Genomic DNA, 26,615 nt, shown 5'->3' with positions numbered 1-26,615 from the left:
CCATGCTCGGCCCCGGCGATGAGCCGCGGATGAGCGGAAGCTAAGAAGACGATGAGAGCGGCAGGTCCGCGACGAACGACGCCCCGCCGGTGGCGTTGTTGGCGGCGACGATCGTGCCGCCGTGGGCATCCACGATGGACAGTGCGATGGCGAGGCCGAGCCCGGCGCCGGGGCCGGTGCGGGCCTCGTCGCCGCGATGGAACCGTTCGAAGATCTGGCGTTCGGCGCCGGGCGGGATGCCGGTGCCGTCGTCGGTGACGTTGAGCTGCGCCCGGTCGCCGCGCTGGGTGACGGTGACCCACACGTTGCCGCCGGCGGCCGAGTACTTGACGGCGTTTGTCGAGCAGGATCCACACCAGCTGGGTGAGCGCGTCGGGCGAGCCGTGCACCGGCGGCGCGGGGGTGATCGCGCGGTGGAAGTGCCGGTCGGGGTGCTGTGCCTCGGCCTGCCGGCACACGTCGGACACGAGCGCGCCGAGGTCGACCGGCCGCAGCTCGAGACCCGACGCGTCGGACCGGGCGAGGGTCAGCAGGTGCTCGACGAGGCGGCTCATCCGCGCGCTCTCCCCGGCGATGTCCCGCACCGCCGCGGCCACGTCCTCGGGCGCCGCGTCCGGGTGCCGCCGCAGGAACCCCGCGTTGTTGCGGATCGTGGTCAGCGGCGTGCGCAGCTCGTGTGACGCGTCGGCGACGAACCTGCGCTGCGCGGCGTAGCTGCCCTGCAGCCGCTCCATCATCGTGTTGAACGCGGCGGTGAGCCGGCCGACGTCGTCGCGGGCCGGGGCGGGCGGCAGCCGGCGGGTGAAGTCCTGCTCCCGCCCGATCTCCTCCACGTGGCCGGTGAGCTGCCGCAGGGGTTTGAGGGCGCGGCCGGAGACGAGCCAGGTGGCGCCGGCCGCCGCGGCGAGCGACAGCACCGCGTAGACGCAGACCAGCACGAACAGCCCGCGCCGGTCGTCGGTGACCTTCCGGGTCGTCTGCGCGGCGACGACGTGCCCGCCGGCGGCCTCGCGCACCGCGACCCGCACGGGCACCCCGATGTCCACGGTGGACCTCGGGGTCAGCGTCGCCGTCGCCGGCACGGGCGGCAGCCGGCCGTCCAGCGCGCCGGTGCTGACGAGCACCCGCCCCTGCGCGTCGAGCACCATGACGAAGACGTCCGGGCTGGTGCGCACGTCGACCGCCGCGGGCGCCGGGCCGTCGGCGGCGGCCGGCAGGCGGGTCAGGGACCGCGCGACCTCGTCGGCCCGCTTGCCCAGGGCGGTGTCCTGGCCGGTCGCGGCGCCGGCGGCGAGCAGCAGGTATACGGCGGCGCAGAACAGCCCGAGCACGGCACCGGCGACGCCGAGCCCGAACAGGGTGATGCGCAGGCGGATCGACATCACGGCGCCTTGAGCACGTAGCCGACGCCGCGGACCGTGTGCAGCAGGCGCGGCTCGCCGAGCTTGGCCCGCAGGTAGCCGACGTAGACGTCGACGACGTTGCTGGCGCTGGCGAACCCCATGCCCCACACGGCGTCGAGCAGCTGCCCCCGGCTGAGCACCTGCCGCGGGTGGGTGAGGAAGTGTTCGAGGAGCCGGAACTCCAGGGCCGTCAGCTCCAGCGGCGTGCCGCCGCGCCGGCACTCGTGGGCGCCCGGGTCGAGCCACAGGTCGTGGAACTCGAGGCTGTCCTGCCTGGTCCGGCGCAGCAGCGCGCGGACCCGCGCGAGGAGCTCGTCGGGCTCGAACGGCTTGACGAGGTAGTCGTCGGCGCCGGCGTCGAGACCTTCCACGCGGTCGGCGGTCGTGTCGCGGGCGGTGAGCATGAGCACGGGCAGGTCCCGGTCGGTGGCCCGCAGCCGCCGGCACACCCCGACGCCGTCGAGCCCCGGCAGCATCCTGTCGAGGACCACGAGGTCGGGCCGTTCGTGGGCGACCGCGTCGAGCGCCGCCGGCCCGCTGCCGGCGACGGTGACGCGGTAGCCGCTGTAGACGAGCGCCCGCCGCAGCGAGTCCGCGAGCGGCGGGTCGTCGTCGACCACCAGGACGTGCACCACGGCAAGCATCGTAGTTCCGCGGTGCACGGTGTTCCTGGTTCGGCAGAGGTACGCGGCGGAAGGTCAGGCGGCTTCGCGGCGGGCGAGCGCGGTCGACGGGGTGGCGGGCTCGGTGGCGGGGACGGCGGTCATGCCCTTGCGCACGGCCTCCAGCAGGGCGGTGCCCTGGGCGGCGAGGGACGCGACGACGCTGTTGAGACCCTCGGCGCCGTCCAGGACGGTGAGGTTGGCGCCCTGCAGACCCTCCGCGGCGGCCCGGAGCAGGTCCGGCAGCTGCTCGATCATCATCTGGTCGAGGGCGATGCGGCCCTGCGCGGCGGCGGCCTCCGCGGACAGCTTCGTGGCGTCGGCGTCGGCCCGGGCCAGGGTGCGGATCCGCTCGGCCTCGGCCTCCGCCGGGCGGATGACCTCGGCGACGAGCTCGGCCTGGCGCAGCTCGGCGCGCTTCGCCGCGACGATCGCCTGCTCGACGAGGACGTGCTGCTGGGCCTGGGCGGCGGCGAGCGGGCCGGCCTGCGCGGCGGTCTGCTGGGCCTGGTCGATCTCGGCCTGGTAGCGGGCCTGGGCGATGGCGGTCTGCCGGGCGTACTCGGCCTGGTTGCGCTTGCTCTCCTGCTGCGCCATCGCGCTGGCCTGGTCGGCGACGGCCTGGGCGACGTTGGCCTCCTGGTTGACCCGCGCCTGGTGCGGGGCGGCCAGGGCCTTGATGTAGCCGACGCCCTTGTCGTGGATGCTGCTGATCTGCAGCGAGTCGATGTCCAGCCCGATGCGGGCCATCTCGGTCTTGCTGGCGTCGACGATCGCGTCGGCGAGGGTCTGCTGCTCGCGGATGATCGCCTCGACGGTCATGCTGCCGATGATGCTGCGCAGGTGCCCGCTGAAGATCCGGCCGACCAGGACGGGCATCTGCGACTGGTCGCCCTGGAAGCGGCGGGCCGCGGCCGCGATCGACTCGTGGTCGTCGCCGACCTTGAAGGCGATGACGGCCTGGACGTGCAGGGTGAGGCCCTGCTGGGTGTAACAGTCCTCCTCGACCTCGGCCTCCTGCATGGCCAGGGTCAGCCGGGACGCCTTGGAGAAGATCGGGACGACGAACGCGCCGTGCCCGGTGACGATCTTGAACGGCAGGGCATCGACTCCCCGCTGCCGCCGGCCGCTGATCAGCAGCGCTTCGTTGGGGGCGGGCACACGGTAACCGAGCATGGTGGCCTCTCTCAGCCAGGGGTGGTGTGGTCACCGGGCATCGGCGGCCACGGTTCGACGTCGACCTGACGCGCGCCGCGGAAGTGGATGACGAGCACGTGAGCGCCGGCCGGCAGCGACTCGGCGGCGTAGGCCAGGTAGTGGTGCGGCACGCCCTGGACCACGACCCGGATCTCCCCGGGCCGGTCTCCCCCGCGGACTGCGGTGACCACCACGCCGACCTTGCCGACCAGCGACTGACCACGCACCGGCTGCTCTCCCAACCCGTCGACCGCCTCGCGCCCATCGCGTGCCGTGACGTGTGCGATCCAGATTCTGCTCCTGTCGCACCACCCCGTGTGGCCCGGCGGGTGTGTCCTGCGAGACACCCCGGAACGCCCGGAACACCCCCCGGGTGGCACCCGCGCACGGCAGGTGCCACCCCTCTTCGGGTCGGTCAGGCCTTGCGGAGCCAGAAGGTGAGGCCGAGCGAGTCGTCGGTGAAGGGCACGGCACCGGGCCAGGACGGCTCACCCTCGGCGCACGTCGTGGCCAGGACGTCGTCGGTGACGAGGTCGCGGTGCTCGGCGAGGGCGAGGGCGGTGTCGTCGCGGGTGGTGGTCCAGGCCAGCTCGATGCGGTCGACGACCTCGAGGCCGCTGGACTTGCGGGCCTCCTGGACCTGCCGGACGACGTCGCGGGCCAGGCCGGCCCGCTCCAGCTCCGGGGTGAGCCGCAGGTCCAGGGCGAGGGTCGCGCCGGAGTCGGCGGCGACGGTCCAGCCCTCCCGCGGCGTCTCGGTGATGAAGACCTCGTCCGGGGTCAGCTCGACGGGCGCGCCGTCGACGACCACGGTGGCTGTACCGGCGGACCGCAGCGCATCCCGCAACGCCAGGGCGTCCGCGGCGGCGATCGCCTTCGCGACGTCCTGGACGCCCTTGCCGAAGCGTTTGCCGAGGGCCCGGAAGTTGGCCTTGGCGGTGGCGTCGACGAGCGACGAGCCGGCCGCGTCGACCGGCACGATCGAGCCGACGTTGAGCTCCGCCGCGATCTCCGCGAGAAGCTCGGCGGGCAGCTGGTCGAAGCCGGCCGCGGAGGCGAGGGCCCGCGACAGCGGCTGGCGGACGCGGATGCCGGAGTCGGCGCGGGCGGCGCGGCCCAGCTCGACGAGCCGGCGGGCGAGCGCCATCTGCCCCGACAGCGCCGGGTCGATCAGGTCCGCGGCGACCGGCGGGAACGCGGCGAGGTGCACCGACGGCGGCGCCTCGGGGGACGCGGGCACGACGACGTCCTGCCAGACCCGCTCGGTGATGAACGGGACGATCGGGGCGAGCAGCAGCGTCACCGTCGTCACGACCTCGTGCAGGGTGGCGAGCGCCGCGGGGTCGCCGCGCCAGAACCGGCGGCGGTTGCGGCGCACGTACCAGTTGGAGAGGTCGTCGACGAACGCGGCGAGGAGCTTGCCGGTCTCGTGGGTGTCGAACGCGTCCATCGCGGCGTCGACCCGGCCGACCAGGGTGTGCAGCTCGGACAGCACCCAGCGGTCCATGACCGGCCGGTCGGCGGGCGCCGGGTCCGACGGCGACGGGGTCCAGCCGGCGGTGCGCCCGTACAGCGCCTGGAACGCGACCGTGTTCCAGTACGTCAGCAGGGTCTTGCGCACGACCTCCTGCAGCGTCGTGTGCCCCACCCGCCGCGCGGACCACGGCGAGCCGACCGCGGCCATGAACCAGCGCACCGCGTCGGCGCCGTGCAGGTCCAGCAGCGGGATCGGCTCCAGGATGTTGCCGAGGTGCTTGGACATCTTCCGGCCGTCCTCGGCGAGGATGTGGCCGAGGCAGACGACGTTCTCGTAGGAGGAGCGGCCGAAGACGAGCGTGCTGACGGCCATCAGCGTGTAGAACCAGCCGCGGGTCTGGTCGATCGCCTCGGAGATGAACTGCGCCGGGAAGCGCCGCTCGAAGACGTCGGCGTTGCGGAACGGGTAGCCGAACTGCGCGAACGGCATCGCCCCCGAGTCGTACCAGGCGTCGATGACGTCCGGGACGCGGGTCGCGGTCGCGCCGCAGTGGCAGGCGAACGTGACCTCGTCGATGAACGGCCGGTGCGGGTCGAGGTCCGCCAGGTCACGGCCCGCCAGCTCACTCAGCGAGGCCAGGGAGCCGACGCAGGTCAGGTGGTTCTCGGGGCAGCGCCAGATGGGCAGCGGCGTCCCCCAGTACCGCTGCCGGGACAGCGCCCAGTCGACGTTGTTGACGAGCCAGTCGCCGTAGCGGCCGTGCTTGACGCTCGCCGGCTGCCAGTTGGTGCGCTCGTTCTCCCGCAGCAGGTCGTCGCGGACGGCGGTGGTCCGCACGTACCAGGAGGGCTGCGCGTAGTAGATGAGTGCCGTGTGGCAGCGCCAGCAGTGCGGGTAGCTGTGCTCGTACGGCACGTGCCGGAACAGCAGCCCCCGCTCGCGGAGGTCGTCGACGAGCGGGCCGTTCGCGGTGCGGAAGAACATGCCGCCGACCAGGTCCAGCTGCGGCTCGAACGTGCCGTCGCGGCGCACCGGGTTGACCATGGGCAGCCCGTACGCGCGGCAGGAGGCGAGGTCGTCGGCGCCGAACGCCGGCGACTGGTGCACGAGGCCCGTGCCGCTGTCGGTGGTCACGTACGACGCGAGGATCACGATGTGCGCGTCGGGCACCTCGACCAGGTCGAACGGCGGCCGGTAGGTCCACCGTTCGAGGTCCTTGCCGCTGAACGACTCGCCGGTGAGCGTCCAGGCCTCCTTGTCGGACTCCCCCAGGACGGTCGCGACGAGAGGCTCGGCGAGCAGGAGCTGCTCGGTGCCGTCGGTCGCGACGACGTACGTGACGTCCGGGTTGACCGCGACCGCGGTGTTGGACACGAGGGTCCACGGCGTCGTCGTCCACACCAGCAGCGACACCCGGCCCGCGAGGGGGCCGGAGGTGAGCGGGAACCGCACGAACACCGACGGGTCGACGTCGGTCTCGTACCCCTGGGCCAGCTCGTGGTCCGACAGCGCGGTCTGGTCGCGCGGGCACCACGGCGCGACCCGGAAGTCCTCGACGAGCAGCCCCTTGTCGAAGATCTGCTTGAGCGACCACCAGACCGACTCGATGTACGGCGGGTCCATGGTGCGGTACGCGTCGTCCATGTCGACCCAGTAGCCCATACGGTGGGTCAGCTCGGCGAACGCGTCGGTGTGCCGGGTCACCGACTCGCGGCACTTCGCGTTGAACGCGGCGATGCCGTAGTCCTCGATGTCCTGCTTGCCGCTGAAGCCGAGCTCCTTCTCCACCGCCAGCTCGACCGGCAGACCGTGACAGTCCCAGCCGGCCTTGCGCTCGACGTGGTAGCCCTTCATCGTCCGGTACCGCGGGAACACGTCCTTGAAGACCCGCGCCTCGATGTGGTGGGCGCCGGGCATCCCGTTGGCGGTCGGCGGCCCCTCGTAGAACACCCATTCGGGACGGCCGCGGGACTGCTCCAGGCTGCGGGCGAAAATGCCTTCACGCTGCCAGAACCGCAGCACGTCATGGTCGAGGGCGGGCAGGTCCACCTGCGCGGGCACGGGCCGGTACATGTCAGGGCATCCTACCGGCCGGGTCGGCTCAGCTCCGGGCGGGCGCTGCCGATGTGCAAGCGGAATGATCGCGCAGAAGTCACCGGTGTCATCGTCGCGGCGCCTCGTCGCGGCGGTCGCCGCCTGCCTGCTCGCCGAGATGCTGTGGACGGCGCTGTTCGCGTCCGGGGTGCCGGTGCCCAAGGTGCCGGCGTTGCTGACGGTCCCCCTGGCGCTCGGCCTGGCCGCGCTCATCGCCCGCGCCGCCGCCCGCGCACCGGGACTCCCCGCGGCGGGCCGCCGGTTCTGGCGGCTCATGACCGCCTCGATCGCGCTCATCGGCGTCGGTGCGACGATCATGGGTCACGCCAGGCTGCACCCCGAGGACCCCGACGCGCTGCGGACCGTCCAGGCCTCGGCGCCGGCGCTCGTCGCGGGCGTCGGGCTGGCGCTGTACGCGCTGCTGCGGCTACCCACCCGCAGCATGACCCGGGGCGAGTGGATCAGGCTGGGGCTGGACGGGCTGACGGTCCTCATCAGCACCGCCACGTTCCTGTGGCACCTGGCGCTGCGGCCGATGCTGGAGCGGCACACCGACGTGCGGCTCGCGCTGGGCCTGCTCCTGCTGTCCACGACCTGCCTGGTGGCCCTGGTCGCGGTGATGAAGGTCGTGCTGCTCGGCAGCGGACCGGTCAGCCCGCGCTCGATGCGGCTCATGGCCGCGGCGGTGCTCGTGGGCGGGCTCGGGTCGGCGGTGTCGCCGCTGATCGCGTCGCCCCGGTGGGTCGGTCTCCAGCCGATGATCACCCTCGTCGAGGCGCTGCTGGTGGCGTGCGCGGGGTCCGTCGCGGTGTCCGCGGGGGCCGCGCCGGCCACCCGGGCGGCCCCGTACAGCAAGCTGCCGTACTTCGCGGTCGCGGCGACGTCGCTGCTGCTGGCCGCCGTCGCCTACGGCGACCACACGGACGTCGGCCCGGTGGCGACCGGCGCGATCGCCGTCAGCGCCGCCGTCGGGCTGCGGCAGCTGATCGCGCTGCGCGACAACGCGCTGCTGCTCAGCTCCGTCCGCCGGCACGAGCAGCGGATGCGGTACCAGGCCAGCCACGACGCGCTGACCGGGCTGGTGAACCGCGCCCGTTTCGCCGAACTGCTCACCTCGGCGCTGCTCGACCAGCGGCCGGTGGCGGTGCTTCTGATCGACCTCGACGACTTCAAGGGCATCAACGACACGCTCGGCCACGGCGTCGGCGACGAGGTCCTCGTCACGGTCGCGGAGCGGCTGCGGCGGGCGGTCCGCCACGACGACGTGGTCGCCCGGCTCGGCGGCGACGAGTTCGCGATGCTGCTGCGCGACGTGGACGCCGTGCCCGCCGTCGACGTCGCCGGCCGCATCCACGACGCGCTCGGCACCCCGATCCACACGACCGGGCACGAGCTGCTCGTGCACGCCTCCGTCGGCATCGCGACGTCCACGCCCGGCGACGTGCTCGAGACGCTGCTGCGCAACGCGGACCTCGCCATGTACGCGGCGAAGGAGCGCGGCAAGGGCGGCCACTTCGTGTACGTGCCGGGCATGACGACCCGGATCGTCGCGCACGCCGAGCTCGGCGCCCAGCTGCGCGACGCGATCGACGCGGGCCAGTTGTTCCTGCTGTACCAGCCGATCGTGCGCCTCGACGACGGGCGGACGGCCGCCACGGAGGCCCTCGTACGGTGGCGGCACCCGTCCCGCGGCGTCCTGCCACCGCCGGAGTTCATCCCCGCCGCCGAGCAGACCGGCCTGATCGTGCCGCTGGGCCGCTGGGTGCTGCGGGAGGCCTGCCGGCAGCAGGCGACCTGGCTGCGGGACCTCGGCACGGCCGCGCCGCAGTCGGTGAGCGTCAACGTCGCCGGCCGGCAGCTGACCGGCCCGCAGTTCGTCGCCGACGTCGTCGCCGCCCTCGACGACGCGGGCCTCGACGCGCGGCACCTCACCCTGGAGGTGACCGAGACGGCGGTGCTGGACAGCGCCGAGGCGGTCGCGACCCTGGAGGCGCTGCACGGCCTGCGCGTGAAGCTGGCCCTCGACGACTTCGGCACCGCCGCCTCCTCACTCGGGCTGCTGCTGACGTGCCCGGTCACGTCGCTCAAGCTGGACCGCACGTTCGTCGCCGGGATCACCACCGTCGCCCGGCAGGAGGCCGTCGCGACCGCCGTGATCCGCATGGCGCAAGCCCTGGACCTGGCCGCGGTCGCCGAGGGGATCGAGACGCAGGCGCAGGCGCGGATGCTGCGGCACCTCGGCTACCGGTTCGGTCAGGGTTATCTGTACGCGCGGCCACTCCCGCCGGACGAGGTGGCCGCAATGTCCGCTCCAGCCCTTGCGGGCCGCAATCCATCGATATGATCACCGTCAATCTTGATTGGGGGCGGTCGTGGTTTCCTACATCCAGGTCTCCTTCGAGGGTGACGGTGCCGGCGCCGGCGGGCTCGCCTGGGGGCAGCAGCAGGTGTGGCGGGCGATCGTCGAGGTCGGCGCCTCCATGAGCATGGGCGGGGCCGTGCCGGTCACCGACGGCCGCACCCTCGAGGACATCGCCGCCGAGCTGCGGTTCCTCATGAGCCGCTACGCGGCGCTGCGCTCCCGGCTGGTCTTCACCGAGCCCTGGCACGCCACCTCGGTCGACGCCTGTCACCTGGTCCGGCAGGAGATCGCGGCGGAGGGCACGACGGCGCTGGAGGTGCACGACGCCGGACCGGACGAGGACCCCGCCGAGATCGCCGGCGCGCTGTTCGCGGCGTGGAAGGCCCGCGACTTCGACTACGCGCACGAGTGGCCGATCCGGGAGGCCGTGGTGCGCCAGGACGGCGCCGTCACGCACGTGGTCGTGCAGATCAGCCACCTCGTCGCCGACGGCAGCGCGCTCGGGACGATGATCCGTTCACTGTTCTCGCGGGAGTCGCCGTACACGGCGATGCAGCCCCTCGACCTCGTCGCGGCGCAGCGCTCGTCGTCCCGGACGACCGACACCGCGATGCGCTACTGGGAGGCGGCCCTGCGCCAGCTCCCGCCGAGGCGCCTACCGGCCGCCGTGGACCGTGGGGAGCCCCGGTGGCGGCAGGTCGTGTGGCGTTCGACCGCGCTGCTGCTGGCCTCGCAGCGGGCCGCCGCGCTGCTCGGCACCGACACCGGCTCCGTGCTGCTGGCCGCCTACGCGGTGGCGTGCAACGAGGTCACCGGCCAGCGCGCGCCGTTCGCCACGCAGGTCATCGTCAGCAACCGCTTCCGGCCCGGCTTGGCCGACGTCATCAGCCCGCTCGCCCAGAACGGCCTCGCGGTGCTCGACGTCGCCGGCCTGCCCCCGCGCGAGGTGGTGGACCTGGCCCGGCGCGCCTTCCTCAACGCGTCGAAACACGCCTACTACGACCCCGCCGCCCGGCTGGCCCTCTTCGACCGGCTCGGCGGCGTCGACCTCGCGGTCTTCTACAACGACCGGCGGGTCGGCATCCTCGAGGCGCAAGGCCCGCTGGCCGAGGTGCCGGCCGCGGCGGACGTGGAGGCGGCGCGGCCGCTCACCGCGCTGGTGTCGGAGCGGCCGCTGCCGTTCTTCAACGAGCAGCTGATGGTGAACGTCGACGACGTCGTGGACACGGTGCAGCTCACCGTCGAGGTCGACACCCACCACCTGGCGATGGCGGACCTGCACAGGCTTCTGCTGGCGATGGAGGCCTTCGCCGTCGCCGCCGCGCTGGACCAGGCCGCCGCGCCGGATGAGACGGCGGCACTGGATCAGGCGGCGGCGCTCGGTCAGGCCGGCGCGCTCGGTCAGGCGGTGGCCTCGACGTAGATGCTCTCGTCGTTGCGCAGGACCTGGTCGAGGTCGGCGACGTCCTGGCGGGCGCCCTCGCGGTAGGCACGCACCGCGATGCCCTCCGGGTCGAAGCCGGCCGTGGTCAGCACGTACTGGAGCTCTTCGAGGTCGTAGATCCAGCGGTGCCCGTACACGTAGAACAGCTGGTTGAACATGAACGCGCCGCGCGGCGGCATCTTCGGCGCGACCCCGGTCAGCGCCCGGTCGACCCGGCGGCGGTGCTTGCCGAAGAAGCCGTCGCCGTTGACGTAGCTCTGCGCGTAGATCTTCAGGTCGGGCGTGGTGATCCGGACGAACCCGCCCGGCTTGAGCACCCGCTTGACCTCCTTCAGCCACGCGATGCCGACCTTCATCGACACGTGCTCGATGAGGTGCTCCGCGTACACCCAGTCCACGGCGTCGTCGACGATGGGCAGCGGCTGGGAGATGTCCATCTCCGCGAAGTACGCCGAGCCGTCGACCCGGTAGATGTTCCCCCGCTCGGAGGTGAGCTCCGGGCTGCTGACCGCCACCAGGTCGGTGCCGAGCGCCTGCGGGTGGTCCGTCTTGAACGCGGCGAACTCGATGCCGGTGATGCCCAGCTGGTCCAGCTGTTCCCGGGTGATGAGGTCCGTCTTGAGCAGCAGCTCCAGCTTCTCGCACTTGCCGAGATCGGCGGTGAACGAGTCGACCACCGCCTCGATCCCCTGCGGGTCTTCCCAGTCCCAGGCTAAGGCCGCTGCATCGGTTGACATCGTCTCGTGGTCCCTCCACAGAAAAGTTGATTGATCTAAACATGTCGTGCTGTGGCCTACAAGCAGCGGAGTGTGACACCCCGTCGGGCAAGATTGGCACCATGAACATCACCTGGTGGGGGCATGCCACGGTGGCGGTGGCCGACCGCGGCACCACGATCCTGACCGACCCGGTGCTGCGCAACCGGCTGGCACACCTGCAACGCCGGCGCGGCCCCCGGCCCGTCCTCGACACGGCGCCGGACGCGGTCGTCATCTCCCACCTGCACGGCGACCACTGCGACCTGCCGTCCCTGCGCATACTGCCGCGCTCCACGCAGATCGTGGCCCCGCGCGGCGCCGGCGCCTTCCTGCGTTCCCGCCTGCGGCGGGAGATCCTTGAGATCGCCGACGGCGAGTCCGTCGAGGTCGGCTCCCTGCGCGTCCGCGCGGTGCCGGCCGCGCACGACGGCCGCCGTAACCCTTCGTCCCGCATCCGTGCGGCCGCCCTCGGCTACGTCTTCGAAGGCACCCGCACCGCCTGGTTCGGCGGCGACACCGGGCTGTTCGACGACATGAAGTCCTTCGGTCCGCTGGATCTGGCGCTGGTGCCGGTATGGGGCTGGGGCTGGACCCTCGGCGCCGGCCACCTCGACCCGGCGGCCGCGGCCGAGGCGATGCGCATCATCAACCCGGCGCAGGCCGTCCCGATCCACTGGGGCACCCTCTGGCCCGTCGGCTGCGGCCGCGTCCGCCCCGACCGCTTCCACCGCCCCGGCGACGAGTTCGCGGCGCTGACCGCCACCGCCGCCCCGAACACCGACGTGCACGTCCTGGCCCCCGGCGAGTCCCTCACGGTGACCGCGTGACCACCTTCGGGGCCCTGCTCGCGGCCCTCGCCGGCCTCTTCGCGGTCGTCGCCGCCGGCTCGACGGTCCCGATCCTGCCGACGGGCGCCGCCGTCAGCGCGACCGCCGTCGTCGCCGCGCACCGCAGCCCCCTGGCGCTGCTGCTCGTCGTCTGCGCGGGAGCCGCCGGCGCCTACTGCGGCGACGCCGGCACCTACGCCATCTGCCGCGCCGGCGGCGAGGCGCTGACCCGCCGGCTGCGCATCCTGCGCCAGCCGCTGCACCTCGCCGAGACCGTCAAGCGGCGGCTCACCGAGCGCCCGGTGAGCGCGCTCCTCGTCTCCCGCCTGGTCCCCGGCGGCCGCATCCCGGTCCTGCTCACCGCCGCCGTCGTCGGCCTCTCCTGGCGCCGCTTCGCCACAGCGAACGTGGCCGCCTGCGCCCTGTGGTCCGTCACGTACGCCGCGATCGGCCTCCTCGGCCGCAGCGTCTTCCCGCAACCCTGGCAGGGCGTGGTGGCCGCCCTGGTCATCGCCCTCGGCGCCACCCAGCTGGCCAGCTGGCTCCGCCACCGCCGCGACCGCCACCAGAGGCGCCTTGACGCCTGAGCGAAGGCGGTAGACTACGGACAGCAAGAAGCCGAAGATCGATTTCTATCGGTGGGGTAAGGTGCAGCAAGCGGCCCGGCACCACCGCCGACCTCCACCACGAACCAGCCCCGCCCACCCCGACCTGCCATTCAGCGGACCGACCCGAGCGCAATCAGCGACGCCCTTATGACCTTCGCGCGGCGCAGCCTCCGGCCTGAGCGCACGGTGCGCCGCCCAGCGCCCGGCGGCGACCGGCGCGCGGCGGCGACCGGCGCGCGGCGGCGACCGGCGCGCGGCGCAGCGACCGGCGGCAACCGGCGCGCGGCGCAGCGACCGGCGGCGACCGACGCCACGCTGGCAGACCACACGGCCGTGCTCGCGCGCGGTGTAGGCAAGCCCGACGTGGCGGCGCATGCGGGCCGGAGCCTGGTCGAGCCCGGGAAGCCCCGCCCAGCAGTGGCCTTCAGTCCAAGATCTCGGCAGCCAGCTGCGATCGGTCCGCGTCCGCGGAGCCCGGGAATCGGCAAGCGCCCGCTGGCGTCGCGAGCGGGAGCCGCGTTGCCCGCGGGGGCTCGTTTGGCAGTTGCCTGCGGCCTCGGTTGGCAGAAGCGGCCTCGTGCTCGCAGCCTCGTCGGCAGAGCATCCCTCAGCAGGAGCCTCGTCGGCAGAGCATCCCTCACCAGGAGCGACGGCGGCGAGCGACCTGCGCGCGCGGCGAGCGACCTGCGCGCGCGGCGAGCGACCTGCACCCCCGGACCAGGGCTGTGAAGGGCTGCGGCTGCTGACTCAGCGACCAGCGGCGACAGGCGCGCGATGCAGGCAAGGCCGGAGAGCCTGCCCAGCGGGGGCATCGGTCCAAGATCTCAGCGGCCTGTCAACGAGCGATCCGCGTTGCGGGGCTCGGGTTGCGGGCCTCGGGAAGTGGCGAACGTCGCCAGCATCGCGAGTGGTTGATCGACAACCGCGCCCCGAGCCGGTGGCATCACGCGGCCCGGGGGCTGGCGGTCTGTTGCGATCGGTCCGCGTCTGCGGGGGTCGGGAGTCGCGCCAGCGGTCGGATCGTTGCCCGCGGCCTCATTGCCGGCAGCCTCGTCGGCAGGGCGTCTGCGGCGGGCGACCTGCGCGTGGCGGGTGACGTGCTGCGAGCTGTTCCCGCTGTGCGGCGACCTGCGCCCGATGCGGCCTGCCTACGCCCACGATGCAGGAACGGCCCGGAGCATGCCCAGCAGCAGGTATCAGTCCGAGATCTCGGCAGCGTGTAACGAGCGGCCGGTGTCGCGGGGTTCGGGAAGCGGGTGCCCGCCGCCGTCGGCGGCGTGAGTCGCAGCCTTGTTGTCCGCGGCCTCGTCGGCACGGCCAGTGGTCGCGGCCTCGTCGGCAGGGGCGGTGGTAGCGGCGGCGGGAGTGGAGGGGGCGGGGGCGGGGGCGGGGGCGGGGGTTGTGCGCAGGCCGAGGTCGGTGAGCCATTGGACCAGCTGGCGGTGGACTGCGGCGGGGCCGGTCGGGGTGGGGGCAGGGGTGGACCAGCCGGCCGGGTGGACGAGGACGGCCTCCGTCTGCCAGCCGCCGATGCCGCCGTGGGAGCCGACGAGCTCCTCGAAGGCGGCGACCTCGTCGGTGCCGTGGTCGACGCGGCTGATCAGGACCAGGTCGCCGACGTTGGTCATGGCCTGGTGGGTGAGGAGGTCGCGGGCGGCGTGGGGGCCGTACGGCAGGAGGGGGTCGGTGCCGTCGACGTGGCCGTCGCGGAGGCGGTGGCGGCCGGCGGGGCCGAAGGCGACCGGGCCGTCGACCGCTGACAGGCCGACGACGAGGCCGATGCCGGGGTGCGCGGCGAGGCCCTGGATGAGGGCGGGGCGGGCCACGCCGATGTCCTCGACGGTGGCGCGGCCGGGGTGTTCGGTGAGGTAGAGCATGGCCAGGTTGCCGGAGGCGACGGTGACGACCGGTGCGGGCGGTGGCGGAGGGGTCGTGCGGTCGGGCTTGCCGGCGACGGCGAGCAGCAGGTTGTGCGCGCGGGCACGCTCGTCGTCGTTCGGGTCCGGGGTGGAGGCGGCCACGTGGCCGGCGATGGAGGCGACGACCTGTTCGAGGGTTTGGCCGTACCGCTGGGAGAAGGTCGCGCCCTGGCTCTGGCCGTGGTCGGAGAGGACGACGATCTCGTAGCGGCGGCCGGCGACCTGGGCGAGGCGGTGCAGGGTGCCCAGGACCCGGTCGAGGCCCTCCAGGGTCTGCATCGCTTCGGGGCGCAGCGGGCCGGCGTGGTGGGCGACCTCGTCGTAGTCGACGAAGTCGCAGAAGATGGCGGGGGCGCCGCGGGTCATCTGCTCGGCGATGAGGGAGACGTTGAGGTCGCGGAGCAGGACGTTCGTGACGGCCCTGAGCGCCACGTAGGCGCCCGTGCGCGGCACGCGGGGGTAGACGTTGCGGAAACGCTGCCGGCGGGCCTGCTGGATCTCCTTGAGCATCTCGCCGACGGACAGGACGATCGCGCGGGCGAAGCCGTACGGGCTGGCGACGAACGCCAGGTAGCCGCGGGCGGTGCGGCCCGGCAGGCCCGCGTTGCTGAAGGTGAGCAGGCTGGTCGGGGCGTCGCCGGAGAAGACGTTGCTGATGCTGGCGCCGCCGTCGGCGAGCAGGCCGCGGCCGGTCGAGATGCGGGCCTCGACGTCCGCGGCGTCCTTGGGGCGGTTGGTGACGACGAGCCGTCCGGTGGCTTTCTCGTACCAGCGGAACGCCGGCACCTCGGATTCGCTGCCGTGCAGGATCCCGGCCTGGCTCGCCGGGGTCGTCGCGGGCAGGCCGGTGTGCCAGGGGACGAGGGCGTGGGTGCCGGTGCGCAGCCACTTGCCGAGGTTGGGCAGGTTGCCGGCCTTCACGGCCCACGACAGCAGGGGCGCGGACAGGCCGTCGAGCTGCACGAACAGCACCCCGGGCTCGGTGGCGCGGTGGTCCTGGTTGCGCCGCACCATCTGGCGCAGCGTCTGGCCGAGGAACACGTCGTCGCTGCCGGCGTCGGCGAGCCAGTTCACGAGGGCGGTGAGGACGGCGGCGGTCCAGCTGGCGACCCACGCGTCGATGACGCTGCCGACGGAGACGCCCTCGGCGACCTGCAGCGCGGTGAACATCACCGCGGTCTGCAGCAGCACCCCGACGAGCAGGACACCGAGCCCGCCGACGACGACGGCGACGCCGAAGAGCACGAGCCGCATGAGGGTGCCGATGAGAGCGAGCAGCACGGCGAGCTCCACCAGCGCCCAGGGGCCGCCGGTCGCGGTGACGCCGGGCAACAGCCAGAACGTGACGGCGAGGACGACGACGGAGGTCACGCCGCTGCGCAGCAGCGACTTGCCCCACGCGACGGTGAGCCGCCAGTCGCGCAGCATCCGCCCGGCGAAACGGACCCGTTGCCCGATCACGGACGACGTCACGGCGCGCACCAGCCAGCTCACCTGACCTAGGTTACGTCCCGTCGATTGCGCGGAATTCGCAACGAAACACCTCAGGCCGGATAGGCTCATGCCGGCGGGTGAAGGCCGGGTGACCCGCGCCACCACATACCTGACCACGACACACCCGCGCCCACAACGCACTGTCGCCCCCGCACCGGGTGACGGTGCGAGGGCGACACAGAGCGGGCGAGTTACTTCTTCTTGCCCTTCTTGTCCTTCTTCTTGTCCTTCTTCGACTTCTTCGCCATGGGTGCACTCCTCTCCGTGGGAAGCGCGTCCGCGGACCGGAGTGGCCCGAAAACCTTGCGCTGCCAACACCGTAGCGGCCAAACCTGTGAACCGACAGGGTCTGCGCCATCTTTCCTTGGCTTCCTGTTTACGTTTTCGCCATACGGAGTTCTGTCGATAGGCTTGGAACATGGCCGAAAAGCTTGAGGTGGAACGGAAGTACGAGCTGCCCGACGACTTCGCGATGCCCTCGATGATCGGAATCGCTGATGTGGCCACGGTTACAGCTCCCGATGACCAACGTCTGGACGCGACCTACTACGACACCGCGGGGCTGCGCCTCACTTCCAGCAAGGTGACGCTGCGCCGCCGCACCGGTGGTAACGACGCCGGTTGGCACCTCAAACGGCCGTCCGGCGGGGAGCGCAGCGAGCTGCAGGTGCCCGCGACAGCCAAGCAGCGCACGCCTCCGGCCGAGGTCGCGGCGCAGATCCGGGCGCTGACGAGGGGCGAGCCGCTGCGCCCCGTCGCGCGCATCCGCACCCACCGCGTCGAGCGGGGCCTGCGGACCGCGGACGGCACCACGATCGCGCTCGTCGCCGACGACACCGTCGCCACCGAGTCGCTCGTCGGCACCGGGGTCGCGCAGCGCTGGCGGGAGCTGGAGGTCGAGCTGGTCGACGGTTCACCGGAGGACCTCGCCCGCATCGACGAGGCGCTGCGCGCGGCCGGCGCCCGCCCGTCGGCGTCGCCGTCGAAGCTGTCCCGCGCGCTCGGCCCCGACCACCCGGCGCCCGCCACCGTGTCCCGCGTGAAGAGCGCCGGACGGCGGGCGGTCGTCGACTACGTCCGCACCCAGCGCGACGCCGTCGTCGCCCTCGACCCGGAGGCCCGCGCCGGTGACGCCGAGGCGGTGCACAAGATGCGGGTCGCGACGCGGCGGCTGCGCTCGACGCTGCGCACGTTCGCGCCGCTGATGGACGCCTCCGAGGGCGACCTGGACCGGCTGCACGACGAGATCAAGTGGCTGACCGGGCTGCTCGGCGAGGTCCGCGACAGTGACGTCATGGCGCAGCGCCTCACCGACCTGCTCGCCGCCGAGCCGCCGGAGCTGGTCGTCGGGCCGGTGGCGGCGCGGATCGCCCAGCTGCTCGCGGCCCGGACCGCGCAGGCACGCCGGCGGCTGATCGCCGGGCTGGACAGCCAGCGGTACATCACCCTCCTCAACGACCTGGACGCGCTGGCCGCGGCCGTCGGCGGCCCCGGCAGGGTCGCGAAGCGGGAGCTGCGGCACCTCGCGCGCCGGGCGGTCCGCCGCGCCGACCGCCGCCTGACCGCCGCCGTGAACACGCCCGAGACCACCGCCGGGGCCGTGGGCGGCACCGCACCCCCGCCGGGGCGCCTCCGCGACGAACGGCTGCACGAGGCGCGGAAGGCGTACAAGCGCGCCCGGTACGCCGCCGAGCTCGCCACCCCCGTCGCCGGCAAGCCCGCGGCGAAGCTGGCCGACCGGCTCACCGACCTGCAGGACGTGCTCGGCGCCCACCAGGACGCCAACGTGACCGCCGACCTGCTCCGCGAGTACGGCATGCACGCCTTCGGCGAGCGGGAGAACGCGTTCACGTACGGGCTGCTGCACGCCCGTCAGGCCGAGCACGGCCGGATCGCCCTCGCCCAGCTCCCCCGCGCCCGCCGCCGCGCCACCCGCCGGAAGGTGCGCGACTGGCTTTCGTGAAAGTGGGAACAGGGTGAGGCATGCGGCTGCGGCGCACCACACCCGGCAAGGGTGGCTACCGGAGGAAGGGCCGGGGCCGCGGCTTCACCTACCACCGCGCCGACGGCACGACCCTGACCGACCTCGCGGAGCTGGCCAGGATCAAGGCCCTCGCGGTCCCGCCGGCCTGGAAGGACGTCTGGGTCAGCGACGACCCCCGCGGCCACCTCCAGGCCGTCGGCACCGACGCGGCCGGCCGCCGCCAGTACCGCTACCACGACGTGTGGCGCGCCAAGCGCGACGCGGCGAAGTTCGACCACGTCCTCGAGGTCGGCGCGCGGCTGCCGGCGATCCGTGACCGGGTCGCCGCGGACCTGCGCGGGCGGGGGCTCGGCCGGGAAAAGGTGCTCGCCGCCGCGGTGCGGCTGCTGGACGTCGGCCGCTTCCGGATCGGCGGGGAGGCGTACGCGGCCGGCGAGGCGGGCACGTTCGGGCTCGCGACGCTGCTGCGCGAGCACGTCACGCTGCCCCGCGGCGCGGTCCGGTTCCGCTACCCGGCGAAGGGCGGCATCGAACGGTCCGTCGACGTGACCGACGCGGACATCCGGGCCGTCGTCAAGAAGCTCATGGAGCGCGAGCGCGAGTGCGAGTGGCAGCGCGAGTGGCAGCGCGAGTGGCAGCGCGAGTGCCAGCGCGAGTGCCAGCGCGAGTGCCAGCGCGAGTGGCAGCGCGAGTGCCAGCGCGAGTGCGAGCCGGACGACGGCGGGCTGCTGGCCTACCGCGACGGGCGGCGATGGGTCGGCGTGCGCAGCGGCGACATCAACGACTACCTGCGCGACATCGGCAGGACCGAGATCTCGGCGAAGGACTTCCGGACCTGGCACGGCACGGTCCTCGCGGCGCGCCTGCTCGCGCGGGAGCCGAAGGTCACCGGGCGGACCGTGCCGAGGGTGATGCGAAAGGTGTCGGAGTTCCTCGGCAACACACCGGCCGTCGCCAGGGCGTCCTATGTGGACCCGCGGGTCGTTGACCTGTACGGCGACGGCATCACGATCCCGGAGCGGGCGGCGAGCGACCAGGCACTCGGCGAGGTGGCCGTCCTGCGGCTGCTTGCCGACGAATCGGGTCGATGACAAGATCTGCGGGTGCGGCTCGATCTTGCGCGACTTCGCGACAGCTTCCACGGCACCCTGGTGACCCCCTACGACCACGGCTACGAGGCCGCGCGGGTCCTGTTCAACACCCGTGTGCGGACCCGACCGGCGCTGATCGCGCAGTGCGCGGACGCCGGCGACGTCGCCGCCGCGATCGCGTTCGCCCGGGAGCAGGGGCTGCCCCTGGCCGTCCGCGGCGGCGGGCACCACGCCACGGGGCTGTCGCTGGTCGAGGGCGGTGTCGTCGTCGACGTCGGCGGCCTGCGGTCGGTCAGCCTCGACGCGGAGGCGCGCACGGTGACGGTCGGCCCCGGCGTGGGCTGGCGCGACATCGACAAGGTCACCTACGTCGAGCACTCGTTCACCGGCGACGACGGCCTCGAGTACGGGCTCGCCGGGCCCGGCGGTGAGTGCCCGACCGTCAGCAACGCCGGCTACAGCCTCGGCGGCGGCTACGGCCCGCTCGGCCGCACGTACGGGCTGGGCTGCGACCACATCGTCGCCGCGGAGGTCGTCGACGCGTCCGGGACGGTCCTGCGGGTCACCGAGGACGAGCACCCGGACCTGTTCTGGGCCCTGCGGGGCGCCGGCGGCGCCGGCTTCGGGGTGGTGACGTCGCTGACGTACCGGCTGAACCCGCTGCCGAAGACGGTCGTCGGCGGTGTCGTGGCGTGGCCGGTCGACCGGGCCGAGGAGGTGTTCCGCGCCTACCGCGACCTGTACGCCGAACGCAACGACGACCGGCTCGCGTTCTGCCTGCTGCTGACCACCGAGCCGTACCCGGACGGTGAGCAGGTCGTCGTCATGTACGGCCTGTACGTCGGGCCGCCCGCGGAGGCGGCGGAGGCGCTCAGGCCGATCGAGGCGCTCGGCGAGCCGCTGTTCAGCTCCATCGGCGAGACCTCGTACTTCGACCTCATGCAGGGCATGGGCGAGGAGATCGTGTACGGGCTGCAGTCGAAGTGGCTCGGCGGCTACTTCACGGCCGACGGGTTCGACGAGCCGGCGTTCGCGACGATCCTGGACAACTTCCGGCGGATGCCGTCGGGCTACTCGATGGTCCGCTTCGACCTGCTCGGCGGCGGCGAGATCGGCCGGGTCACCCCGGACGCGACCGCGTTCGTGCACCGGGCGCCGCTGCACTACATCTCCGTCATCGCGCAGTGGCAGCGCGACGAGGACACGGACCGCAACGTGGCGTGGATCGACGGGTTCCTCGAGCGGCTCTCCCCGCACCTGACCGGCGAGGTGTACCAGAACTACGCCAGCCGGGACCTGACCGACTGGGCCGGCGCCTACTACGGTGCGAACTACCCGCGCCTGCAGCAGGTGAAGCTGCGCTACGACCCCGAGGACGTGTTCTCGGCGCCGCAGTCGATCAAGCTGCCGTGACGGGTGGCGGGTTGAGCGCCGCGCCGACGGCGGCGGTCTCGATGCCGCGGGCGCAGGCCTCGACCTGCGCCGGGGAGAGCCGGTGCGTGTCGGCCCAGATCGCGAGGCCGATCGCGTCCGGCTCGGCGTCGACCTGTAGGTAGAAGGTGCCGTCGTAGGTCGGCAGCCGGCGGTCCCAGCGCAGCGTGGTGCGCGGCAGCGCGGCCCGGATCCGCTCGGCCGTCGGGGGGACCTCCGGCACCGCGCCGGCCGGGCCGCGGCGGTCGTTGACGAAGCACGAGACATCGACCGGCTCGCCGCGGGCGGTGGCGATCCGGTCGAGCATCGCCCGGTGCTCGGCGGGGTCGAAGTAGCCGTGCAGGTAGGCGCTCGTCGCGGACCGCCACACCCGCCGCGCCACCGTGTCCAGGTCGCCGCCGGTCTCGATGACGCAGATGCCGGGCTGGGTGAGGTGGCAGACGGCGTCGGCGAAGCCGGGGCGGAAGCGGTTGCTGACGAGCACCTGCGCGACGCTCGGCGTGCGGCCGGTGACCTCCGCCAGGGCGACGCCGTAGGCGGCGAGCAGGACGTGTCCCGTTTCGACGCCGGTACGGCACGCGACGACCTGCAGCGCGAGGTGCAGCGCCGGTGAGTGGCAGACCAGCTCCCAGAAGCGGGGCGTGCGCGGGTCGCCGGACCAGCCGAAGCGTTCCGCCGGCAGGTCCCGCAGCGACGCCTCCCAGTGTCGCAGGGACTTCGCGCTGTGCCGGCGCTCGGCGGGCAGCGCCTGGCGGTGCGCGAGCTCCAGCGCGCGCACCCCGGTGACGGGCTCGTCCAGGTTAGGCAGGTCGCGGACCAGGGCGTCGATGCCGAACCCGTCGACGGCGAGGTGGGAGTACTGCACGACGAGGTGGCTCGGCACGCCGCCGGTCGTCACCACGCCCCACCGGACGGGGAACTCGCGCGCGAGGTCGAACGGGGTGAACTCGTACCGGCTGCGCAACGCCTCGGCCGTCGCCTCCGCGTCATCGGGCGGCGACGCGACGACCTCCAGGTCGACCGTGCCCGATGCGCGGACGGTCTGCCGCGGCTCGTCGCCGTCGAGGTCGAACAGGGTGCGCAGCGCCTGGTGACGGCCGACGAGGCGGCCCAGGGTGGCGGCGAGCCCGTCCACGGTGGTGTCCGGGGCGAGGGCGACGGTGCCGCCGATGTTCAACGTCCTGCCCGTGCGCCGCATCGTCTGCCAGATCTCCTGCTGGCCCCAGGTCAGTGGCCCGGTGCCGGCGCCGGCGCCGTGGAAGGCGACGGCGGTCCGCGATGTGGCGACGTGCATCGGCTACTCCTGAGGCTCGTCCCGAGACTCGTCCTGAGACTCGTCCTGTTGCTCATCCAGGAGCGCGGCGGCGACCACCAGTTCCTCGATCCCCCGCAGAATCGCCACCAGATCGTCCGGCGCCACCCGCCGGGTGTCAACGCGCAGGCCGATGTCGACCGTGTCGGGCACGGGATTGATCAGGAAGAACACCGTCGCCGCGGGATCGTCGTTGTTCGAGCCCCACCGCAGTCGGCTTCTGGACAGCGCCTCGTTGATCTCTTGCGGGCTCGCCTGCGGCAGGACCTCGGCGACGGCCATGGTCCGGCGCCGGTCGTTGAAGTAGGACTGCAGGTCGAGGGCCTCGCCGCGCTCCTGCCCCACCCGGGCGATCATGTCCCACAGGTCGCGGGGGTCGTAGTAGGCGTGCATGCCGGCGGTCAGCTGCGCCTTCCAGACGCGGGCGACGAGTTCGTCGAAACTTACATCGGCGGTGTCCACGACGCACAGGGCGCTCTGCGCCAGGCCGGCGACGGACTCCTTGAAGCCGGGCCGGAAGCGGTTGCTCACCAGCATCCGCACCACGGTGGTCGGATCGCCCGACACCCGCGCCAGCATGAGGATGTACGCGGCGAGCAGGATCGTGCTGCTGTGCGCCTTGGTCCGCTCGGCGATGCGGCCCAGCGCGAGGTAGGCGGCGGGCGAGGAGTAGCTGGCCTCCCAGTACCGCGGCGACGGCGGGTCCTCGACCGCCGGGAAGCGCTGGGCAGCGATCTCGCGCAGCTGCTTCTCCCAGTGCCGCAGCGACGCGGTGTGCTGCCGACGGGCCGAGCCCGCCCGCTGCTGGCGGGCCAGGTCGGCGGGCTGGACGCCGGCGACCGGGACGAGGTGCTCGCCGGTGGCCCGGTCCAGGTTCGGCAGGTCGTTGATGATGGCCTCGATGCCGTAGGCGTCGATCGCCATGTGGGAGTACAGCGCGACGAACCACGCCGGGGTCCCGTCGCGGCACACGACCCCGACGCGCACCGGCCAGTCCTCGGCGTTGTCGAACGGCGCGTCGCGGTACGCGGCGTCGAGGGCCTCGGCGACGTCGGCCGGGTCGTCCTGCCCCGCGTCGACGATCTCCATGAACAGCTCGCCGGTGTCCGCCAGCACCTGCCGGGGCAGGCCGTCCTCGCCGATGCGGTACCGGGTGCGCAGGGATTGATGCCGGCTCATGAGGAACGCGATCTCCATGACGATCTGATCGATCGTCTGGCCGTCGAGCAACGGCATCGTGCCGCCGGCCCAGTCGACCCGGCCACCGCCGAGCTCCATGGATCGCCATGCAGCCCATTGACCCCAGGTCAATTCCTCGACACCCGATCCCGCACCCTCGAAGTGCACGGGAATCCGCTGCGCCGTTGCAGTCTCCGCCATGATCTCTCGCCTCGCGATCGTCGATGTACGCGCAGGCCACATCGGCCCCTGACTGCGTGGCGGCCGGCCGGCGACGCCTGCGCCGTGCCGACCGGCCGCCACAACAGGATTAGAGTCGAGCGTTCCGGAGCTGGGCGTTGTTGCCACGCAGCTGAGCAGCCTTCATTTCGCACCTCCCTCGCCAGGTCACTGGAGAGTGCTCGAAAGGGACCATCTGCACGTTGTCAGGATCCCGACCTGTTCGGACCCGCACGATCCCGCGGGCCCACCCTGCAAGCACTGCTTCGAAGCCTATCGGCTGTCTTCTACCTGACGAAAGAGGCGAATATTGATCTCATCCAATCAATGCCTGAAGGTCCGAATTTTAACGATCGTTATGTCCGATTTTCGCGGAAGCGCCCGGGAGATACGAAACGCATTGAAAATTTCCAAAGCGGTAACGTGAACGGTTGACACGATCCACAGTCGGGGTGATGCTTCTGGCGGTCATAGACTTCGGTCGTTCAAAATGACCGCAGGGCCCTTCCGCTGATTCGTCGTGAAGGCGACGGAGGTGGTGTGCTCTGCCATTCCATATCGCACTGTGATGTGCCAAACGATATGAGGAGGTGAACTTCATGCGCGTTGTCTCCAGCCGCGTCGTCTCCAGCCGCGTCGTCTCCAGCCGGGTTGTCTCCAGCCGGGTCGTCTCCAGCCGCGTCGTGTCCGGTGGCTGATCCAGCCCCCCGCATCAGATGAACAAGCACCACAGCACCGAATGAGGAAAGGGAGCCCGCGCCGGTCAGGACGGGACGGCACCCGACGGGCATGGGCGCCGCGCCGCCCCACCGGGGCGGGCTCCCCCCACGAAACCCCCACGAAAGCGATCGACCACCGCAACGAGCACCATCTGGAGGCACATCGTGTCCGGCGACGAGACGTACCCAGCAACCGTCGGGCAGCTGTCCGTCTGGCGCGACATCGAGCGGTTCCCACCCGACCGGCTGTGGGAGGCCAACCTGTCCTTCGTCTGGGACCTGCCCGAGGGCGACTGGACGCAGGAGCAGGTCTGGGCCGCGCTCGGCGCGGTCGCCATGCGCCACGCCTCGATGCGCACCACCTACGTCGTCGACCCCGAGGGCTTCCCCCGGCAGCGGATCGCCGCGCACACCGCCGAGGAGGTCCTCGCGCAGGTCAGGCAGGGCACCGCCGACGTCGCCGAGCGCGAGGAGAAGGACGCCGCGGAGATCCGCCGCGCCATCGACGCGCTCTGCGAGCTGCCCTGGCGGGCGTGGATCCTCCTGGAGGGCGACGCGCCGCGGCAGGTGCTGGTCGTGGTCAACCACATGGCCGCCGACGGCGTCGCCTCGGTCGTGCTGCGCGAGGACTTCGAGACCATCCTCGGCGGCACCGACCTGCCGCCGGCGCCCGGCCCCCTTGAGCTGGCCCTCAACCAGACCGGCGAGGGCAGCGGCCGGCTGCGCAACGCCGAGCGGTACTGGCGGCGCACCCTCGCCGCGGCGCCCCGGCGGCACGAGACCGGCGAGCTCGACCCCGTCGGCGCGGTGCTGCAGACCGGCATCCCGATGCCGCAGGCGCACGAGGCGATGGCGAAGTTCGAGGTCACCCTCGCCAGCCTGATCCTCGCCGCGTACTACCGCGGCATCCAGGCCGCGACCGGCGAGCAGGAGGTGCTGCTCTTCCCGATGTCGGCCAACCGCTTCGACGAGCAGCACGCCAGGGTCGTGACCAGCCTCAACCAGTGGGCGCCGCTGCTGCTGGACCTCGACGCGGCCGAGCCTTTCACCGAGATCCTGCCGAAGGTGCACTGGAAGGCGTTCAACGCGCTGAAGAACGGCGTCTGCTCACCGGACGCGATCTGGCAGATCCGCGACGAGCACGCCAAGCTCGACCCGCCGGCGGACCGCGGGTTCTACTACAACCCGATGCTCGCCCCGCCCGGCTTCCCGTCCGACGACCAGCTCGTCGCCCCGAAGATCGACTTCTTCGACCACGGCCGCACCACCGGACCCGGCTTCTACCTCATCGTGCGGGGCCTGACCTCGCTCAACCTGATGTTCCGGGTGAACCGGTCCGGCTTCGACCGCGACTCGGTGAACACCGTGATGACCACCATGCAGGACTGCTTCGCGCAGACGCTCGGCGGCGACCGGTTCTGAGAACGGCGAAGGGGGCGCGGCCTGCACAGGCCGCGCCCCCTGCTCATGCCCTGGCGGATCAGTCGCGCAGCGACCGTCCGGTCTTGGTGAGGAAGACGTCGTCGAGGGTCGGCCGGTGCAGCTCGATCGTCTCGAGCTTGATGCCCGCACCCTCCAGGGTCCGCATGATCTGCGGGATCGCCGAGTCGCCGGACTCGACGTTGAGCCGCAGCTCGTTGTCCTCGCGGACCTCGACACCGTTGGCGAACGGCTGCTTGCCGAGCAGCTCACCGGCCCGCTCGGCCTCATCACCGACGACCACGGTCACGACGTCGCCGGAGATCTCGCGCTTCAGGTCCGCGGGGGTGCCCTCGGCGACGATCTCGCCGTGGTCGATGATCGCGATGCGGTCGCACAGCGCGTCGGCCTCGTCGAGGTAGTGCGTGGTGATGAAGACCGTCATGCCCTCGGCCCGCAGCCGGCGGATCTCGTCCCACATGTGCGCGCGGCTCTGCGGGTCGAGGCCCGACGTGGGCTCGTCCAGGAACAGCACCTGCGGCTGGTGGATGATGCCCATCGCGATGTCGACGCGGCGGCGCTGGCCACCGGAGTAGGTCTTGCACTTGCGGTCGGCGAACTCGGTGAGCTCGAACGCGGCCAGGGCCGCCTCCGCGCGCTTCTCCGCCTCGGCCTTGCCGATGCCGTACATGCGGGCCTGGAGCACGATCTCCTCGCGGCCGCTGACGTCGTCGGTGGTGCCGCCGCCCTGGGCCACGAAGCCGATGACGCGCCGCACGGCCTCGGGCTCGGCGCGCAGGTTCGCCCCGGCGATCGTCGCCTCGCCGTCGTCGGGGGAGATCAGGGTCGCGAGCATCCGCAGCGTGGTGGTCTTGCCGGCACCGTTCGGGCCGAGGAAGCCGAAGATCTCGCCCTGCGCGACGTCCAGGTCGATGCCCTTGACCGCCTCGACGCTGGTCGCCTTCTTGCCCCGGCCGGACTTGTAGACCTTCTTCAACCCTTTGATCTTGATCATG

Annotated in this window: 20 protein-coding genes and 1 pseudogene; 10 read left to right on the top strand and 11 right to left on the bottom strand. The window is 72.5% G+C overall.

Features of this window, described 5'->3' with window-relative positions:
• Window positions 1–40 precede the first annotated feature (40 nt).
• Window positions 41–304, bottom strand: a complete 264-nt coding sequence (locus tag AB0I21_RS14875; RefSeq protein ID WP_360561377.1) for an ATP-binding protein — start codon at window positions 302–304, stop codon at window positions 41–43.
• On the opposite strand from AB0I21_RS14875, the gene AB0I21_RS14870 reads away from it, so the two are divergent.
• Window positions 294–680, top strand: coding sequence for a hypothetical protein (locus AB0I21_RS14870; RefSeq protein WP_360561375.1), 387 nt, complete (start codon window positions 294–296; stop codon window positions 678–680). The genes AB0I21_RS14875 and AB0I21_RS14870 overlap by 11 nt on opposite strands.
• On the opposite strand, the pseudogene AB0I21_RS14865 reads toward AB0I21_RS14870, so the two are convergent.
• Window positions 567–1,148: pseudogene (locus tag AB0I21_RS14865) on the bottom strand (HAMP domain-containing protein); the annotation flags it as partial. The gene AB0I21_RS14870 and the pseudogene AB0I21_RS14865 overlap by 114 nt on opposite strands.
• Between AB0I21_RS14865 and AB0I21_RS14860 the strand changes: the two are divergent.
• On the top strand, window positions 1,039–1,395 hold the full coding sequence (locus AB0I21_RS14860) for a hypothetical protein (RefSeq protein ID WP_360561374.1): 357 nt from the start codon (window positions 1,039–1,041) through the stop codon (window positions 1,393–1,395). The pseudogene AB0I21_RS14865 and the gene AB0I21_RS14860 overlap by 110 nt on opposite strands.
• Here AB0I21_RS14860 and AB0I21_RS14855 read toward each other — a convergent pair.
• The 4 genes from AB0I21_RS14855 to ileS all read right to left on the bottom strand — a co-directional run bounded on the left by AB0I21_RS14855 (window position 1,382) and on the right by ileS (window position 6,812).
• The gene (locus tag AB0I21_RS14855; RefSeq protein ID WP_360561373.1) at window positions 1,382–2,038 is read right to left on the bottom strand and encodes a response regulator transcription factor; all 657 of its coding nucleotides are present in this window, start codon (window positions 2,036–2,038) and stop codon (window positions 1,382–1,384) included. The two genes, AB0I21_RS14860 and AB0I21_RS14855, sit on opposite strands and share 14 nt — an antisense overlap.
• A gap of 63 nt (window positions 2,039–2,101) precedes the next feature.
• A complete protein-coding gene (locus tag AB0I21_RS14850; protein WP_360561371.1) occupies window positions 2,102–3,241 on the bottom strand; it encodes an SPFH domain-containing protein in 1,140 nt (379 codons plus the stop codon).
• A gap of 11 nt (window positions 3,242–3,252) precedes the next feature.
• Window positions 3,253–3,489 (bottom strand): hypothetical protein, encoded by a 237-nt coding sequence (locus AB0I21_RS14845; RefSeq protein WP_344502370.1) that lies wholly within the window; start codon window positions 3,487–3,489, stop codon window positions 3,253–3,255.
• Between the two features lie 188 nt (window positions 3,490–3,677).
• Window positions 3,678–6,812 carry an isoleucine--tRNA ligase gene (ileS, locus tag AB0I21_RS14840; RefSeq protein ID WP_360561369.1) on the bottom strand — a complete coding sequence of 1,045 codons (3,135 nt, stop codon included), beginning with the start codon at window positions 6,810–6,812 and terminating at the stop codon, window positions 3,678–3,680.
• Between the two features lie 85 nt (window positions 6,813–6,897).
• Here ileS and AB0I21_RS14835 point away from each other — a divergent pair, with 85 nt between their 5' ends.
• Together AB0I21_RS14835 and AB0I21_RS14830 are read left to right on the top strand one after the other, a co-directional pair.
• Window positions 6,898–9,177, top strand: a complete 2,280-nt coding sequence (locus AB0I21_RS14835) for an EAL domain-containing protein (RefSeq protein WP_360561367.1) — start codon at window positions 6,898–6,900, stop codon at window positions 9,175–9,177.
• Between the two features lie 28 nt (window positions 9,178–9,205).
• On the top strand, window positions 9,206–10,618 hold the full coding sequence (locus AB0I21_RS14830) for a condensation domain-containing protein (protein ID WP_360561365.1): 1,413 nt from the start codon (window positions 9,206–9,208) through the stop codon (window positions 10,616–10,618).
• Here the strand turns inward: AB0I21_RS14830 and AB0I21_RS14825 are convergent.
• Window positions 10,597–11,376 carry a methyltransferase domain-containing protein gene (locus tag AB0I21_RS14825; RefSeq protein WP_360561363.1) on the bottom strand — a complete coding sequence of 260 codons (780 nt, stop codon included), beginning with the start codon at window positions 11,374–11,376 and terminating at the stop codon, window positions 10,597–10,599. The two genes, AB0I21_RS14830 and AB0I21_RS14825, sit on opposite strands and share 22 nt — an antisense overlap.
• 101 nt (window positions 11,377–11,477) lie before the next feature.
• Here AB0I21_RS14825 and AB0I21_RS14820 point away from each other — a divergent pair, with 101 nt between their 5' ends.
• Both AB0I21_RS14820 and AB0I21_RS14815 read left to right on the top strand, forming a co-directional pair.
• Window positions 11,478–12,224, top strand: coding sequence for an MBL fold metallo-hydrolase (locus AB0I21_RS14820; protein WP_360561361.1), 747 nt, complete (start codon window positions 11,478–11,480; stop codon window positions 12,222–12,224).
• The gene (locus tag AB0I21_RS14815) at window positions 12,221–12,811 is read left to right on the top strand and encodes a VTT domain-containing protein (protein WP_360561360.1); all 591 of its coding nucleotides are present in this window, start codon (window positions 12,221–12,223) and stop codon (window positions 12,809–12,811) included. Before AB0I21_RS14820 ends, AB0I21_RS14815 begins: the two co-directional genes overlap by 4 nt.
• 1,217 nt (window positions 12,812–14,028) lie before the next feature.
• Here the strand turns inward: AB0I21_RS14815 and AB0I21_RS14810 are convergent.
• Window positions 14,029–16,245: an alkaline phosphatase family protein gene (locus tag AB0I21_RS14810; RefSeq protein ID WP_360561358.1), complete on the bottom strand. Its 2,217-nt coding sequence runs from the start codon at window positions 16,243–16,245 to the stop codon at window positions 14,029–14,031.
• A gap of 418 nt (window positions 16,246–16,663) precedes the next feature.
• On the opposite strand from AB0I21_RS14810, the gene AB0I21_RS14805 reads away from it, so the two are divergent.
• The 3 genes from AB0I21_RS14805 to AB0I21_RS14795 are packed head-to-tail and all read left to right on the top strand — an operon-like array spanning window position 16,664 to window position 20,733.
• Window positions 16,664–18,208, top strand: a complete 1,545-nt coding sequence (locus AB0I21_RS14805) for a CYTH and CHAD domain-containing protein (RefSeq protein WP_360561356.1) — start codon at window positions 16,664–16,666, stop codon at window positions 18,206–18,208.
• 20 nt (window positions 18,209–18,228) lie between these two features.
• The gene (locus AB0I21_RS14800) at window positions 18,229–19,320 is read left to right on the top strand and encodes a DNA topoisomerase IB (RefSeq protein ID WP_360561354.1); all 1,092 of its coding nucleotides are present in this window, start codon (window positions 18,229–18,231) and stop codon (window positions 19,318–19,320) included.
• Between the two features lie 12 nt (window positions 19,321–19,332).
• Complete coding sequence (locus AB0I21_RS14795) at window positions 19,333–20,733, top strand: FAD-binding oxidoreductase (protein WP_360561352.1); 1,401 nt, start codon at window positions 19,333–19,335, stop codon at window positions 20,731–20,733.
• Here AB0I21_RS14795 and AB0I21_RS14790 read toward each other — a convergent pair.
• A complete protein-coding gene (locus AB0I21_RS14790; protein ID WP_360561351.1) occupies window positions 20,720–22,045 on the bottom strand; it encodes a condensation domain-containing protein in 1,326 nt (441 codons plus the stop codon). The genes AB0I21_RS14795 and AB0I21_RS14790 overlap by 14 nt on opposite strands.
• Window positions 22,046–22,048: 3 nt before the next feature.
• Window positions 22,049–23,443 carry a condensation domain-containing protein gene (locus tag AB0I21_RS14785; protein ID WP_360561350.1) on the bottom strand — a complete coding sequence of 465 codons (1,395 nt, stop codon included), beginning with the start codon at window positions 23,441–23,443 and terminating at the stop codon, window positions 22,049–22,051.
• 902 nt (window positions 23,444–24,345) lie between these two features.
• Between AB0I21_RS14785 and AB0I21_RS14780 the strand changes: the two genes are divergently transcribed.
• The gene (locus AB0I21_RS14780) at window positions 24,346–25,602 is read left to right on the top strand and encodes a condensation domain-containing protein (RefSeq protein ID WP_360561348.1); all 1,257 of its coding nucleotides are present in this window, start codon (window positions 24,346–24,348) and stop codon (window positions 25,600–25,602) included.
• Window positions 25,603–25,660: 58 nt separating this feature from the next.
• On the opposite strand, the gene AB0I21_RS14775 is transcribed toward AB0I21_RS14780, so the two are convergent.
• Window positions 25,661–26,614 carry an ATP-binding cassette domain-containing protein gene (locus tag AB0I21_RS14775; protein ID WP_360561347.1) on the bottom strand — a complete coding sequence of 318 codons (954 nt, stop codon included), beginning with the start codon at window positions 26,612–26,614 and terminating at the stop codon, window positions 25,661–25,663.
• Window position 26,615 lies beyond the last annotated feature (1 nt).

This window comes from Dactylosporangium sp. NPDC050588 (assembly GCF_040654975.1).
Taxonomy (GTDB): domain Bacteria; phylum Actinomycetota; class Actinomycetes; order Mycobacteriales; family Micromonosporaceae; genus Dactylosporangium; species Dactylosporangium maewongense.
Note: the sequence above shows the minus strand (reverse complement) of the source record. Positions and strands in the feature narration are given on the sequence as shown.

Excerpts from the sequence above, each read along its gene's own strand:
- AB0I21_RS14850 (WP_360561371.1), bottom strand. The coding sequence starts at position 3,241 with ATGCTCGGTTACCGTGTGCCCGCCCCCAACGAAGCGCTGCTGATCAGC.
- AB0I21_RS14775 (WP_360561347.1), bottom strand. The coding sequence starts at position 26,614 with ATGATCAAGATCAAAGGGTTGAAGAAGGTCTACAAGTCCGGCCGGGGC.
- AB0I21_RS14825 (WP_360561363.1), bottom strand. The coding sequence starts at position 11,376 with ATGTCAACCGATGCAGCGGCCTTAGCCTGGGACTGGGAAGACCCGCAG.
- AB0I21_RS14860 (WP_360561374.1), top strand. The coding sequence starts at position 1,039 with ATGTCCACGGTGGACCTCGGGGTCAGCGTCGCCGTCGCCGGCACGGGC.
- AB0I21_RS14790 (WP_360561351.1), bottom strand. The coding sequence starts at position 22,045 with ATGCACGTCGCCACATCGCGGACCGCCGTCGCCTTCCACGGCGCCGGC.
- AB0I21_RS14785 (WP_360561350.1), bottom strand. The coding sequence starts at position 23,443 with ATGGCGGAGACTGCAACGGCGCAGCGGATTCCCGTGCACTTCGAGGGT.
- AB0I21_RS14820 (WP_360561361.1), top strand. The coding sequence starts at position 11,478 with ATGAACATCACCTGGTGGGGGCATGCCACGGTGGCGGTGGCCGACCGC.
- AB0I21_RS14805 (WP_360561356.1), top strand. The coding sequence starts at position 16,664 with ATGGCCGAAAAGCTTGAGGTGGAACGGAAGTACGAGCTGCCCGACGAC.
- AB0I21_RS14800 (WP_360561354.1), top strand. The coding sequence starts at position 18,229 with ATGCGGCTGCGGCGCACCACACCCGGCAAGGGTGGCTACCGGAGGAAG.
- ileS (WP_360561369.1), bottom strand. The coding sequence starts at position 6,812 with ATGTACCGGCCCGTGCCCGCGCAGGTGGACCTGCCCGCCCTCGACCAT.